General features: G+C 51.5%; 13 protein-coding genes. 11 read left to right on the forward strand and 2 right to left on the reverse strand.

From position 1 onward, the window contains the following. Nucleotides 1–18: 18 nt before the first annotated feature. The 9 genes from EOE65_RS04420 (at nt 19) to EOE65_RS04460 (ending at nt 9,990) form a co-directional block, all read left to right on the forward strand. On the forward strand, nt 19–561 hold the full coding sequence (locus EOE65_RS04420; RefSeq protein ID WP_127693074.1) for a VOC family protein: 543 nt from the start codon (nt 19–21) through the stop codon (nt 559–561). 83 nt (nt 562–644) lie between these two features. After that, nucleotides 645–1,952: a fumarylacetoacetase gene (fahA, locus tag EOE65_RS04425; RefSeq protein WP_127693075.1), complete on the forward strand. Its 1,308-nt coding sequence runs from the start codon at nt 645–647 to the stop codon at nt 1,950–1,952. Nucleotides 1,953–2,179: 227 nt separating this feature from the next. Then, nucleotides 2,180–2,674 carry a formate dehydrogenase subunit gamma gene (locus tag EOE65_RS04430; protein WP_127693076.1) on the forward strand — a complete coding sequence of 165 codons (495 nt, stop codon included), beginning with the start codon at nt 2,180–2,182 and terminating at the stop codon, nt 2,672–2,674. Further along, the gene (locus tag EOE65_RS04435; RefSeq protein WP_127693077.1) at nt 2,671–4,221 is read left to right on the forward strand and encodes a formate dehydrogenase beta subunit; all 1,551 of its coding nucleotides are present in this window, start codon (nt 2,671–2,673) and stop codon (nt 4,219–4,221) included. Before EOE65_RS04430 ends, EOE65_RS04435 begins: the two co-directional genes overlap by 4 nt. Nucleotide 4,222: 1 nt before the next feature. Beyond that, nucleotides 4,223–7,081 (forward strand): formate dehydrogenase subunit alpha, encoded by a 2,859-nt coding sequence (gene fdhF, locus EOE65_RS04440; protein WP_127693078.1) that lies wholly within the window; start codon nt 4,223–4,225, stop codon nt 7,079–7,081. Beyond that, entirely contained in the window at nt 7,074–7,883 is an 810-nt protein-coding gene (gene fdhD, locus EOE65_RS04445) for a formate dehydrogenase accessory sulfurtransferase FdhD (RefSeq protein WP_127693079.1), read from the forward strand. The genes fdhF and fdhD overlap by 8 nt, the downstream gene beginning before the upstream one ends. Then, on the forward strand, nt 7,884–8,102 hold the full coding sequence (locus tag EOE65_RS04450) for a formate dehydrogenase subunit delta (RefSeq protein ID WP_127693080.1): 219 nt from the start codon (nt 7,884–7,886) through the stop codon (nt 8,100–8,102). 4 nt (nt 8,103–8,106) lie between these two features. Further along, complete coding sequence (locus EOE65_RS04455) at nt 8,107–8,985, forward strand: LysR family transcriptional regulator (protein WP_127693081.1); 879 nt, start codon at nt 8,107–8,109, stop codon at nt 8,983–8,985. 87 nt (nt 8,986–9,072) lie between these two features. Continuing rightward, complete coding sequence (locus EOE65_RS04460; protein ID WP_164847011.1) at nt 9,073–9,990, forward strand: AEC family transporter; 918 nt, start codon at nt 9,073–9,075, stop codon at nt 9,988–9,990. Nucleotides 9,991–10,078: 88 nt separating this feature from the next. Here EOE65_RS04460 and EOE65_RS04465 read toward each other — a convergent pair whose 3' ends face one another. Next, entirely contained in the window at nt 10,079–10,303 is a 225-nt protein-coding gene (locus EOE65_RS04465; protein WP_127693083.1) for a cold-shock protein, read from the reverse strand. 207 nt (nt 10,304–10,510) lie between these two features. Between EOE65_RS04465 and clpS the strand changes: the two genes are divergently transcribed. Both clpS and clpA read left to right on the forward strand, forming a co-directional pair. Next, nucleotides 10,511–10,870: an ATP-dependent Clp protease adapter ClpS gene (clpS, locus tag EOE65_RS04470; RefSeq protein ID WP_164847012.1), complete on the forward strand. Its 360-nt coding sequence runs from the start codon at nt 10,511–10,513 to the stop codon at nt 10,868–10,870. Nucleotides 10,871–10,883: 13 nt separating this feature from the next. After that, entirely contained in the window at nt 10,884–13,145 is a 2,262-nt protein-coding gene (gene clpA / locus EOE65_RS04475) for an ATP-dependent Clp protease ATP-binding subunit ClpA (RefSeq protein ID WP_127693084.1), read from the forward strand. Between the two features lie 50 nt (nt 13,146–13,195). On the opposite strand, the gene infA is transcribed toward clpA, so the two are convergent. Next, complete coding sequence (infA, locus tag EOE65_RS04480) at nt 13,196–13,414, reverse strand: translation initiation factor IF-1 (RefSeq protein WP_027853708.1); 219 nt, start codon at nt 13,412–13,414, stop codon at nt 13,196–13,198. Nucleotides 13,415–13,510 lie beyond the last annotated feature (96 nt).

A 13,510-nucleotide genomic window follows, 5' to 3' on the forward strand; every position in this document is an offset into this window, starting at 1 on the left:
CAAGCCGAGGGAAAAACAATGATTAAACTTCAGCAGATTCACCACGTTGCTTATCGCTGCAACGATGCGAAAGAAACGGTCGAGTTCTATCAAAAGATGTTGAACATGGACTTTCTTGTCGCGATTGCCGAAGACCGCGTTCCCTCAACAAAAGAGCCAGACCCTTACATGCACCTGTTCCTTGACGCAGGTAATGGCAACATTTTGGCCTTCTTTGAGCTACCAACAAAAGAGAAGATGGATCGTGACCGCAATACGCCTGAGTGGGTGCAACACATTGCGTTCCAAGTTGAGAGCGAAGAAGCACTGCTGGCCGCCAAAGCTGAACTGCAAGAGAAAGGTTTGGATGTGCTTGGCCCAACTAACCACGGTATTATCAAGTCGATCTACTTCTTTGATCCCAATGGTCACCGCCTAGAGTTAACCTGCCTCACTGGCAGCGAAGCGCAGCTTGCCAAGCTTAAAGAGGTAGCGCCAGCGATGCTGGAAGAGTGGTCGCAAACGAAACGCGCACCTAAACATGCAGCATGGTTGCATGAAGAGGAGTTCGCCGAGCACTGAGAACGGCTGGCGAACATAAGCAAGATAATTTGAGCGAGAGCACTAGCTTTCGCTTTGCTATTTTCAGGGTAGAGAGATTTTCCATGATGCAATTAAACGAAACACATGATGTAAACCTGCGTAGCTGGGTGAGCGCTGCAAACGAAGCAGACTGCGATTTCCCGATTCAGAACCTACCTTTCGCTGTTTTCCGTCGTAAAGGCAGCGATGAAGCGTTCCGCGGTGGTGTTGCGATTGGTGATCAAGTGGTCGATATGGCACGTGTTGCTGAGCAAAACCTGCTGACCGGTAAGTGTGCGGAAGCGGCCGCTGCGTGTGCAGAACCAACGCTAAACCGCTTTATGTCCATGGGGCAAGAGTATGCATCCGCATTGCGTTTGGCGTTGTCTATGGCGCTGCGCGAAGGGGCAGACCGTGCGCTTGAAAACTGCCTGATCCCAATGGATCAAGTTGAATATGATCTACCTGCGGTCATCGGCGACTACACAGACTTCTACACATCGATCCACCATGCGACCAGTGTTGGCAAGCTATTCCGTCCAGATAACCCACTGCTGCCAAACTATAAGTGGGTACCGATTGGTTACCATGGCCGTTCATCGTCAATTGGTGTTTCTGGTCAGGAGTTTCGTCGTCCAAAAGGTCAAACGAAAGCGCCAGACGCAGCAGAGCCAAGTTTTGGACCATGTAAGCGCCTAGATTACGAGCTAGAGATGGGCATCTACATCGGTAAAGGTAATGCGATGGGCGATGCGATTGAGCTTGATCAAGCCGATGAGCATGTGTTCGGTTTCTGCCTATTTAACGACTGGTCGGCGCGTGATATCCAAGCGTGGGAATACCAGCCATTAGGTCCATTCTTGGCGAAAAACTTCGCATCCACGGTATCTCCATGGATTGTTACGTTGGAAGCGCTAGCGCCGTATCGCGCTGCGTGGACGCGTGATGAGAGTGACCCACAGCCTATGCCGTATCTTGAATCAGACGCAAACCGCGCTGCTGGTGCATTTGATATCGAGCTAGAAGTGCTGATCGAAACACCAAAAATGAAAGCAGAAGGTACGCCTGCACAGTCTGTGTCGTTGTCGAACTTCCGCCATTCATACTGGACTGTTGCGCAGATGGTTGCGCACCACACGGTTAACGGCTGTAACATGAAACCGGGTGATTTCTTTGGTTCCGGCACACAGTCGGGCCCTGAGCATAAAGAGGCGGGCTCTTTGCTGGAGCTATCCAACGGTGGCAAGCAGCCTATCACGCTAGCGAATGGCGAGCAGCGTACCTTCCTTGAAGATGGTGACACGATCATCATGAAAGGCTGGTGTGTGAAAGAGGGCGCTGCCCGTATCGGTTTCGGCCATGTTGCGAGCACGGTTTTGCCTGCAAACTAATAGGTCAATCAATTAAAGCGTTACGTGATGTAACCTGCCAAGCCCCGCTTTTAGCGGGGCTTTTTTGTGCGCGTGGCTTTGTTGAGAATCGCACCGCTGAGTGATGCTGGTGCGCAAGATCATATTTAGTATTGCACTTTCCGGTGCTAGTCTTGCTCTAAAGAGATAATAACTAAGATTCAGAATATGTATGAGCATGCATATTTGTGACAAGAGCAGGTGGTTCCATGGATGTATCTGAGCAACAGCAAGCCGATCTGGCGGCTGAGATCGTCACCAATCTCAAGAGTAAACCGGGTGCCTTGCTACCCATTCTTCACGCGGTTCAAGCACAGCTTGGCTTTATCCCCGACAGTGCCATACCTATCATTGCAGAGCATCTGCAGCAAACCGATGCAGAGGTCGTGGGTGTCATCAGTTTTTACCATCAGTTTAAGCGCAAGCCTCAGGGGAAGCATCGTGTTCAGGTATGCCGCGCCGAGGCGTGCCAAGCCAGAGGTGCACGGGAGCTTGAGCAATATGTACAAGATAGGCTCGGTATAGCGCTGCACGAGACCACCTCTGATGGTGCGGTGACGCTAGATCCCGTTTACTGCTTAGGTAATTGTGCCTGTGGTCCATCTGTGCGTATTGATGACCACGTGTATGGCAAGGTGACAGCTGCGAAAGCAAAACAGCTGTTGGAGCAGCTCACGTTGGCTCCGGCGGAGGTAACATCATGAGTACATTGCGCGTTTATGTGCCACAAGATACAACGAGCCTCTCGTTAGGCGCGGATGCAATCGCAGAGAAGTTAGCAGCACGTGCTAGCGCCGACGGTATCACCCTTGAGTTAGTACGCAACGGCTCGCGCGGGCTTTTCTGGCTAGAGCCGCTCATCGAGGTAGAGACGCCACAAGGGCGCTTTGCTTATGGGCCTGTTGAGGAGGATCAGGTTGATTCCTTGGTGGATAGTGGTGTTTTTGATGGGCAGTGTCACCATCCGTTAGCGCTTGGCAAAACGGATGAGATCCCCTATTTAGCGAAGCAGCAACGCGTCACATTTGCGCGTGCTGGCGTTGATGATCCAACATCGTTGGCAGCTTACCTTCAGCAAGATGGCTTTCTTGGTCTAAAAGCTGCTCTTAAGTTATCGCCGCAAGTGATTGTTAATGAAGAAAAAAAATCGGGATTGCGAGGCCGGGGAGGAGCTGCATTCCCCACCGGTATTAAGTGGCAAACGGTGCTCGATTGCCAAGCTGAGCAGAAATATATCGTTTGCAACGCTGATGAGGGTGATTCCGGCACCTTTGCTGATCGCTTGGTGATGGAGGCTGATCCCTACATGCTGATCGAGGGGATGGTGATTGCAGGTTTAGCCGTGGGTGCGACGCAAGGCTATATCTACCTGCGCTCGGAATACCCCAATGCTGACCGAATTCTCAATGCTGCGATTGCTGCGTCCTATCAGGCGGGCTACTTGGGCAACAACATACTCGGGACTGGCCAAGCGTTTGATCTTGAGGTGCGTTTAGGCGCTGAAGCTTATATCTGCGGCGAAGAGACGGCGCTACTCGAGAGCCTAGAGGGTAAACGGGGGCAGGTGCGCGCTAAACCGCCACTGCCCGCGATTGAGGGCCTCTTTGGGCAGCCAACTGTTGTGAACAATGTACTGACGCTGGCAGCACTGCCCGCAATTTTATCGCAAGGGGCACAGGCTTACGCAAATCATGGTATGGGCCGCTCACGCGGTACCATGCCGTTTCAACTGGCGGGTAACATTGCACACGGCGGTTTGGTCGAACTGGCTTTTGGCACCACCTTGCGCGAGCTTATTGAAGACTTTGGCGGTGGTAGCTTTTCTGGGCGGCCGATTCAATCTGTCCAAGTTGGAGGGCCGCTCGGCGCATATCTAGATGAGAGCCAATGGGATATCCCATTAGATTACGAGGCGTACACACAGGCAGGAGCTGTACTCGGACATGGGGGGATCGTGGCGTTTGACGATACCGTCAATCTGCTCGAGCAGGCACGCTTCTCCATGGAGTTTTGTGCGGTTGAGTCCTGCGGTAAGTGCACCCCCTGTCGTATCGGCTCAACCCGCGGCGTTGAAGTGATTGATCGCATCGCAGCGGGTGACGCGGTCGAAGACAATCTCGTGCTGTTAGATGATCTATGCGAAACCATGACGTTCGGCTCGTTGTGCGCCATGGGCGGGATGACCGCCTTCCCTGTGCAAAGCGCACTGAAACAGCATCTTGCCAGCCAAACAGAGTCTGAGGAGTGTTGATATGTTGAGCTACTTTGACCCTAAAAAAGATCTGGGCACACCCGCAAAAGAGAGTGCGACACAAGTCTCGGTGCAGATCGATGGGCGCGATATCCTCGTACCTGAGGGTACCTCTGTGCTCCGCGCCGCCAGCCTTGTGGGCATCGATATCCCTAAATTATGTGCCACTGACTCGTTGGAGGCCTTTGGCTCGTGTCGGCTGTGTGCGGTCGCGATTGAGGGACGCCGTGGCTTTCCCGCCTCCTGTACAACACCGGTGGAAGAGGGCATGTCTGTCACCACGCAGACGCCTCAGCTTGCGAAATTGCGGCGCAATATTATGGAGCTGTATATCTCTGATCACCCGTTAGACTGCTTGACCTGTTCGGCTAACGGCGATTGCGAACTGCAAGATATGGCAGGTGCCGTCGGGTTGCGTGAAGTGCGCTATGGCTTTGCGGGAGCGAACCACCTAGAGCAACCCAAAGACACCTCTAATCCCTATTTTTCGTTTGATGCGAGTAAGTGTATTGTCTGCTCACGCTGTGTCAGGGCGTGCGAGGAGACGCAAGGCACCTTTGCGCTGACGGTTGAGAAGCGTGGCTTTGATGCCAAAATCTCAGTGGGCTCTGCGGAGGATTTTATCTCTTCCGATTGTGTCTCCTGCGGTGCCTGTGTGCAGGCGTGCCCGACAGCCACGCTGATTGAGAAGCGTGTTGAAGAGCACGGCACACCAGACCGCTCCATCGTGACCACCTGCGCGTATTGCGGCGTGGGTTGTTCGTTTGAAGCACAGATGAAAGGCAACGAAGTGATTCGGATGGTGCCCTTTAAAGGCGGTGCTGCTAACCAAGGACATGCCTGTGTCAAAGGCCGCTTCGCTTTTGGTTACGCGACTCACAAAGACCGTATCAAAGCGCCAATGATTCGCGATGCGATTGATCAACCGTGGCGAACAGTGAGCTGGGATGAGGCCATCACGTTTGCTGCCGAGCGTTTTAAAGCGATTCAAGCACAACACGGGCGTAACAGTATTGGTGGTATTACCTCCTCGCGCTGTACTAACGAAGAAACCTATCTGGTTCAGAAGCTCATTCGAGCGGCGTTTGGCAACAACAATACTGATACCTGTGCACGGGTGTGCCATAGCCCCACAGGTTTTGGGCTTAAAGCCACCTTGGGCGAGTCAGCCGGTACGCAAACATTTGATTCGGTACGCTTTGCCGATGCGATTTTGGTCATTGGTGCCAACCCAACCGATGCGCATCCGGTGTTCGGCTCGCAATTACGGCGGCGTTTGCGCGAAGGTGCGGATCTAATCGTTGCTGATCCGCGCAAGATCGATTTGCTAAAAACCCCTCATCTGAGCTCGGCAGTGCACTTGCCGCTGCGCCCAGGAACCAACGTGGCGCTGATCAATGCGCTGGCCCATGTGGTTATAACTGAGGGGCTTGAAGATCGAGCCTTTATTACAGAACGCTGCGATACCGCTGCATTTGAGCAGTGGGAGGCGTTTATCAAGCAATCATCGAACTCGCCCGAGGCGTTGGCTGATGTAACAGGTGTTGCGCCTGAACAGGTCCGCGAGGCTGCACGTCGTTTTGCTCAGGCCGCAAATGGTGCGATCTATTACGGCTTGGGGGTGACTGAACATAGCCAAGGCTCCACCATGGTGATGGGGATTGCTAACCTTGCGTTGGCGACCGGCAATATTGGCCGTGAGGGCGTTGGGGTGAATCCTTTACGGGGTCAAAACAATGTACAGGGCTCTTGCGATATGGGCTCTTTCCCGCACGAGTTTCCCGGTTATCAGCATGTGGGTGATGATGCGGTGAGAACCCGCTTTGAAGCACTCTGGGGTGTTCCGCTTGATGCAGAACCGGGGTTACGTATCCCAAATATGTTTGATGCGGCGATCAATGGGGAATTCAAGGGCATGTATGTGCAGGGTGAAGATATTGCTCAATCCGACCCTGACACGCAGCATGTGGAAGCGGCGTTACGTTCCTTGGACTGTTTGGTTGTTCAGGATATTTTTCTCAATGAAACCGCGAAATTCGCTCATGTACTGCTACCCGGTTCAACGTTCCTAGAGAAAGATGGCACCTTCACAAATGCAGAGCGACGTATCAACCGCGTTCGTAAAGTGATGCCACCCTTGGCAGGTAAAGAGGACTGGCAAGTCACCATGGCACTGGCCAATGCCTTGGGTTACCCAATGAACTACGGTCACCCATCGGAAATCATGGATGAGATTGCGCAGTTAACCCCAACTTTTACTGGCGTAAGTTACAACAAGTTAGAGCAGCTTGGCAGTATTCAGTGGCCCTGTAATGAGCAGTACCCCGAAGGCACGCCAATTATGCACGAAATGGAGTTCCCGATCGGTAAGGCTCGCTTTGCGATCACCACGTTTGTGCCAACCGAAGAGCGCTCGACGCGGCGTTACCCACTGCTACTGACGACTGGGCGCATCTTATCGCAGTACAATGTGGGTGCTCAGACACGGCGCACTGATAACCAAATCTGGCACCATGAAGATCGCTTGGAATTGCACCCCAGTGATGCACAGGTGCGGGGTATTAAGGATGGCGATTGGGTCGGTATTAGCAGCCGTGCAGGTGAGACGGTTTTACGCGCGCTCATTAGCGAGCGTATGCAGCCCGGAGTTGTATATACAACGTTCCACCATCCAGAGAGTGGCGCCAACGTCATTACGACGGATGCATCAGACTGGGCGACGAACTGCCCTGAATACAAGGTGACGGCGGTACAGGTTGTTCCGGTATCAGCGCCGTCTGATTGGCAGGCCTCTTACTCGCGCTTCGATATAGCTCAACAATCTTTGCTGCCTGAAAAGGATGGCCTACCGAATGTCTGAGGGCGTTGAGTTTAAAACAACCCAGAGCGTTGCTATCAAACGCTGGAGCACGGGTGCTGCGCATGATGAACATGACTTAGTTATTGTAGAGGTGCCTATCGCGCTGGTTTATAACGGTATCTCGCATGTGGTGCTGATGTGTACCCCCAGCAACATAGAGGCACTGGCAATTGGGTTCAGTATCAGTGAGCGAATCGTCGATCACATGGAAGAGATCTATGGTATCGACGTACACAAAACGGCTCACGGTATTGAGGTGTTGATCGAACTGGCCAGTGAAAAAGCCGCTTTATTGCGCGAAAAACGCCGTAATATGACCGGGCGCACAGGGTGTGGCTTGTGTGGCGTTGAGTCGTTAGCGGCGGCGGTTCCTACTCCGGTGCACACTGAGCGGACGTTTGACGTGACGGATGCAGCCATCCAGCATGCACAAGAAGCTCTGAGTGCATATCAGCCTTTGCAGCTTGAAACCGGAGCGGTGCATTGCGCTGCGTGGTGCTCGGCTGATGGTGAAGTTTTGCGCGCTTTAGAAGATGTTGGGCGGCATAATGCGCTCGATAAGCTGATTGGCTGGTTGCATGTTGAGCAGCGAGATACACATAGTGGCTTTGTGCTGATGTCGAGCCGCGCAAGCTATGAGATTGTCGCCAAAGCCAATAGCTGCGCAATCCACACGGTGGTGTGCGTGTCGGCACCAACATCCCTAGCGGTTGAGTTTGCCTGTTCAGCAAATATCGCATTAATTGGTTTTGCCCGGCCGGGTAAGCATATCCGTTACAGCGGAACGAATGAGGTAGATTAAATGGGAGCGGATAGCGCTAAAAAACTGGTCAACATGGCCAATCAGATCGCCATCAATAATAGCCATTACAGCTCTGATGAGGCGGCTGCCGATGTGGTAGCCAACCACCTAAAGCGGTTCTGGGCGCCGGCTATGCGTGAAGCCATTAAACACTATGCAGAGCAAGACAGCACCGAGCTATTGCCCATTACGCGGCTAGCCGTAAGCCGGCTGCCCTAACGATATGTCAATCAAGGCGCTGCGTGCGCTTATCGCAATAGAGCAGCAGGGGAGCTTTGCAGCGGCAGCGGACAAGCTCGGTTTAACACAGGCGGCTATCAGTCAGCAGATTAAGCAGTTAGAGACCCAGCTAAAGACGCCGCTATTTGAGAAGGTTGGCCGCACGATGCTGCTCAACCATGATGGACGCATTGTGCTGTCACGCGCAGCGGGTATTGTCGCGGCATATGACGGATTAGCGGACGGTATTGGCAGTCACGGGCAGTTTGTTGGCGAACTCAGGGTTGGGGCGGTATTTAGCGTCCAAATTGGGCCGCTTGGGGCGGTGCTGGCAGAGCTGCGAGAGGCATTTCCCGAGCTATCTATCCAAGTCTATCATGGCATGTCTGATGAGTTGATGGCGCGGGTCGAAAGTAATGAGCTGGATGCCGTGTTGATCACCGAGCCTTTGAGCGGGTGCGGTGTTGGTTGCTGGTGGACAACGCTTGATGTTGAGCCATTTTACGTGGTGGCACCAACCTGCTGGCACGAGCCCGACAGCCTCTCTTTGCTGCAAAAGCATCCTTATATCCGTTTTAACCCACGTGCTTTTGCCGGTGCTCTGATTGACCAAGAGTTAGAGCGTGCCGGTGCGACAACGAATGAAGTGATGCAACTGGATTCATTGCAATCTGCAACCACTATGGTTGAGCAGCGACTAGGCATCACTATTATGCCGCTCGGGGCGGCGTTATATGACAAGTACAAGACGCAGTTTAGGCTGGTGCCGTTTGGCGAGCCACAGCTAACTCGTCGAGTTGGGTGTTATCAGAAACGGGAACATAGCCGCAGCCAGCTCGTGGATGTGTTGCTCAAGTCCTATCTACGCTGTTTAGATGGTTAATAAAAAGTTATGTATTTATCAAAATAATATAAATTTTTTTGTATCAACTAATGCTCTATCCTGCTCGCAACTGGAGAGGAGATGTTGATGCCGTTAGCTATCAGTGTACTGATACCCATTGTTTTGTGTGTCGGAATTGGTTTTGTTGCAAAGCGCCAGTTTGGTGTTGGGAATGAGGTATGGGCTGGCATCGAAAAGCTGACATATTACCTGTTTGCGCCGAGCTTGCTTATCTCCTCATTGGCAAATAAATCGCTAGATCAAGTTCCATGGGAGGGGATGTTTATCACGCTTGTCAGCGTGTTGCTGCTCAGTGCCGTGGTTTTGATCGCTATCCAGCTCAGTACCCATCGTTTCAGTGGACCACAATTCACCTCGGTCTTTCAAGGCGGGGTGCGTTTCAACAGTTTTGTTGTGCTGGCATTAGCTGAGCTGTTGTTTGGGGCTGATGGGCTCGGCGTTGGCGCGCTTGCTTCAGTGATTGTTGTGATCACGGTAAACATTCTATGCGTGACGGTGTTTTCATTGGCGGGCTCCCAAAGTGGCGGTCTTAGAAAGTTACCTAAACAATTGCTGACGAATCCGCTGATTATTGGTTGTGTGGTGGGGCTTGTTCTCAACTTATCTGGCGTAGGTCTGGTAGGGCCGATCAACGATCTTGCGTTTATGTTGGGGAAAGTGGCATTACCGATGGCACTGCTTTGTGTTGGTGCGGCTCTCCAAGTAACGAGTGCCCGCGGGAATCAATTAATGATAATCCTGACGTCAGCGATGCAATTTTTATTTAAACCTCTGCTTGGTTATCTGCTGGCGAGATACTTGGGCGTGGAGGGAATCAGCTTAGTGATCGTGGTGATCTGCTTAGCAAGTCCAACCGCTCCCTCTGCCTATGTTCTTGCACGTCAACTCGGTGGAGATGCGCAAGCGATGGCTGCCGTCATTACTGTGCAGACTGTGTTGGCATTTGTGACTCTGCCTGTGACACTCGCGCTGTTGGGTGTGTAAAAAATATTGCGGAAAACGTAGGGCCATAACGAGAAACCACCTCAAAAGAGGTGGTTTGAAAAGCAACTCGAACGCAGCTTAAGCTGTCTTATTGTTCAGAGGTCTCAACGATCGGAACGATGTTCACGGCGTGGAGTCCTTTAGGGCCGGGCGTTGTATCAAAGCTAACCAACTGGCCCGCTTTAAGACTTTTATAGCCTTCGACCTGAATTGCAGAATAGTGTACAAAGAGGTCTTCGGTATGGTTTTCATCAGGAATGATGAAGCCGAAGCCTTTTGCATTGTTAAACCACTTTACTTTCCCTGTCTGCATTGCATCATACTCCCGTTGTATGCTGACTGAAGACCCACTCAAAAAAGTAAGCCCGTATAGCAAACTTCACAACTGCTATAATTAGTTATAGTAATCATGAAACCTCACAGGTACTCCGGGATATCCCATCCTGTACGTTTTAGTATAGCATTGAGACTAGAACAAACTAATTTTGCTTAATATGTGAATCTTTATTAGGGATATTGAATGCTATCCGTAGTGAACAAAGACGTGATTAAAATGTCTTCCGAAGGTGAAGATCATTTTTCTGATGACGGGAATCTAGCAACCCAAGAAGCAGATCCCAAGCTTAAGAAGCCGCCAATGTATCGTGTTGTGCTGCTCAATGACGACTACACCCCGATGGAATTCGTTGTTGATGTATTGATGATGTTTTTCAATATGACAGAAGAACAAGCAACACAGGTCATGTTGGCTGTACATACGCAAGGAAAGGGTGTGTGTGGTATTTTTTCGCGTGATGTAGCAGAAACCAAAGCGGCACAGGTGAATCAATACTCCAGAGGCAACAAGCATCCATTGTTATGTGAAGTAGAAGCTGAATAGGGGAGACACCAGAATGCTTAACAGAGAGTTGGAAGAAACCCTCAGTGCTGCCTTCAAAGTTGCGCGGGATAAGCGCCATGAGTTTATGACGGTAGAGCACCTGTTACTTGCGCTCTTAGATAACAAGGAAGCCAATCGAGTGCTATCCGCGTGCGGTGCAAATCTTGATGGTTTGCGTGGCACACTTATCAATTTTATCGATCAAACAACCCCGTTACTGCCTGAGAACGTTCCTGATTTAGAAACGCAGCCAACACTTGGCTTCCAACGCGTCTTGCAGCGCGCGGTTTTTCACGTGCAATCATCGGGTAAATCTGAAGTGACCGGCGCCAATGTCATTGTTGCCATCTTTAGTGAGCAGGAAAGCCAAGCCGTTTACATTCTACAGCAGCAAGGGATTGAGCGTATTGATGTGGTGAACTACATCTCCCATGGCATATCGCGAATTGGCCAAGGTGAAGAGCAACGTGAAGACGCTGTAGAAACCGATGAGGAGAGCCAGCAAAGCGGCGATGCGAGCGCGCTGTCTAAATATGCGGTGAACTTGAATCAAGCTGCCATTGAAGGTCGAATTGATCCGTTAATCGGCCGTGACCATGAAGTAGAGCGTGTTGTGCAAATACTTTCGCGCCGCCGCAAAAATAACCCTTTGCTCGTTGGTGAGGCCGGCGTCGGCAAAACAGCCATCGCTGAGGGCCTAGCTAAGCTCGTTACTGAAGACAAAGTCCCCGATATCATCAATGGCAGTACCATCTATTCGCTTGACTTAGGTGCGTTGCTGGCAGGCACCAAGTATCGTGGTGACTTTGAGAAACGCCTCAAAGCGCTGCTTGGCGAAGTTAAGCGCCAAGAAAAGGCGATCCTGTTTATCGACGAGATCCACACCATTATTGGTGCGGGTGCCGCTTCCGGCGGCTCTATGGATGCATCAAACCTACTCAAGCCGCTGCTGAGCTCTGGTGAGCTGCGCTGTATTGGCTCAACAACATTCCAAGAGTTTCGGGGCATTTTTGAGAAGGATCGCGCACTGGCGAGACGCTTCCAGAAAGTTGATGTGCTGGAACCTGGTGTGGATGATACCTTCCAGATCTTGATGGGGCTGCGCAGTAAGTTTGAGCAGCATCACGAAGTTACATACACCAGCGAGGCATTGAAAGCCGCTTCAGAGCTGGCTGATCGTTATATCAATGATAAGCACATGCCGGACAAGGCGATCGATGTGGTCGATGAAGCGGGCGCTTATCAGCGTTTAGTGGCTGAAGAGCAGCGCAAAGAAACAATCGATGTCGCCGAGATTGAAGCGGTGGTCGCCAAGATTGCTCGAATCCCGCCTAAAACGGTATCTGTCTCCGACAAAGAGCAGCTCAAAAAGCTCGATAGCAACCTGAAAATGGTTGTGTTGGGGCAGGATGAAGCGATTCATACGCTCTCTTCCGCGATCCGTCTCTCGCGTGCTGGGCTCAACGAGCCAAACAAGCCTGTTGGTAACTTCCTCTTTGCCGGCCCAACGGGTGTCGGTAAAACCGAGGTAACAACTCAGCTTGCGCGCATTATGGGGATTGAGCTCATTCGCTTCGATATGTCGGAATATATGGAGCGCCATACGGTATCGCGCCTCATTGGTGCGCCACCGGGGTATGTTGGCTATGACCAAGGTGGCTTGCTCACGGAAGCGGTTACGAAGTCGCCGCACTGTGTCCTGCTGCTTGATGAGATTGAGAAAGCTCACCCAGAGGTCTTCAATATCCTGCTTCAAGTGATGGATAACGGCACGTTAACCGACAACAACGGCCGTAAAGCAGACTTCCGCAACGTTATCCTTGTGATGACAACTAATGCAGGTGCTGAGGCGATGAGCCGCCCATCGATTGGTTTTACATCGCAAGATCACTCAACAGATGGAATGGAAGCGATCAAGCGTTTGTTTACACCAGAATTCCGCAACCGATTGGATGCTGTTATCCAGTTTAAGCCGCTCTCAACTGACATTATTATTGGTGTTGTCGACAAGTTCCTTACCGAGTTGCAAGCGCAACTAGATGAGAAGCGTGTCGTGCTAAACATCGATGATGAGGCGAGGGCATGGTTTGCAGAGCACGGTTATGACGAGAAGATGGGTGCCCGTCCGATGAAGCGCCTCATTCAAGAGAAGCTCAAAAAGCCGTTGGCTGAGATGATCTTGTTTGGTGATCTAGCGGAAGAGGGTGGTGAAGTACTTATCACGATTGATGCACAAACGGGTGAACTTACCCTAGAAACAACAGTGGCAGCCTAAGCTGCCATCTGTGCTGCCGCGTAAAGCGGAGATGCGTGCGATAAAAGGACTTATCGCGCGCGGTATACGATGCGACCTTTGCTAAGATCGTAAGGCGTTAGTTCCACCTTAACTTTGTCACCCGTTAAGATACGGATGTAGTTTTTGCGCATCTTACCAGAGATGTGTGCTGTCACAACGTGGCCATTCTCTAGCTCAACGCGGAACATAGTGTTTGGCAACGTGTCTACCACGGTACCTTCCATTTCAATGCTATCTTCTTTAGCCATTCATTACCTACCTGCGAAAGGGCTCTTTTTGGAACGGGGTCCGTATAATCAAGCGCAGTATTCTGCACTAAATATCCCGTTATATCAAAGATATTC

The sequence above is a fragment of the Neptunomonas marina genome, from assembly GCF_004005935.1.
GTDB lineage: Bacteria > Pseudomonadota > Gammaproteobacteria > Pseudomonadales > Balneatricaceae > Neptunomonas > Neptunomonas marina.

Bases quoted from the DNA above. Each gene is read 5' to 3' on its own strand.
- clpA (WP_127693084.1), top strand. From the start codon at position 10,884: ATGCTTAACAGAGAGTTGGAAGAAACCCTCAGTGCTGCCTTCAAAGTT.
- EOE65_RS04430 (WP_127693076.1), top strand. From the start codon at position 2,180: ATGGATGTATCTGAGCAACAGCAAGCCGATCTGGCGGCTGAGATCGTC.
- EOE65_RS04450 (WP_127693080.1), top strand. From the start codon at position 7,884: ATGGGAGCGGATAGCGCTAAAAAACTGGTCAACATGGCCAATCAGATC.
- fdhF (WP_127693078.1), top strand. From the start codon at position 4,223: ATGTTGAGCTACTTTGACCCTAAAAAAGATCTGGGCACACCCGCAAAA.
- EOE65_RS04435 (WP_127693077.1), top strand. From the start codon at position 2,671: ATGAGTACATTGCGCGTTTATGTGCCACAAGATACAACGAGCCTCTCG.
- EOE65_RS04465 (WP_127693083.1), bottom strand. From the start codon at position 10,303: ATGCAGACAGGGAAAGTAAAGTGGTTTAACAATGCAAAAGGCTTCGGC.
- EOE65_RS04455 (WP_127693081.1), top strand. From the start codon at position 8,107: ATGTCAATCAAGGCGCTGCGTGCGCTTATCGCAATAGAGCAGCAGGGG.
- clpS (WP_164847012.1), top strand. From the start codon at position 10,511: ATGCTATCCGTAGTGAACAAAGACGTGATTAAAATGTCTTCCGAAGGT.
- EOE65_RS04460 (WP_164847011.1), top strand. From the start codon at position 9,073: ATGCCGTTAGCTATCAGTGTACTGATACCCATTGTTTTGTGTGTCGGA.
- infA (WP_027853708.1), bottom strand. From the start codon at position 13,414: ATGGCTAAAGAAGATAGCATTGAAATGGAAGGTACCGTGGTAGACACG.
- fahA (WP_127693075.1), top strand. From the start codon at position 645: ATGATGCAATTAAACGAAACACATGATGTAAACCTGCGTAGCTGGGTG.
- fdhD (WP_127693079.1), top strand. From the start codon at position 7,074: ATGTCTGAGGGCGTTGAGTTTAAAACAACCCAGAGCGTTGCTATCAAA.
- EOE65_RS04420 (WP_127693074.1), top strand. From the start codon at position 19: ATGATTAAACTTCAGCAGATTCACCACGTTGCTTATCGCTGCAACGAT.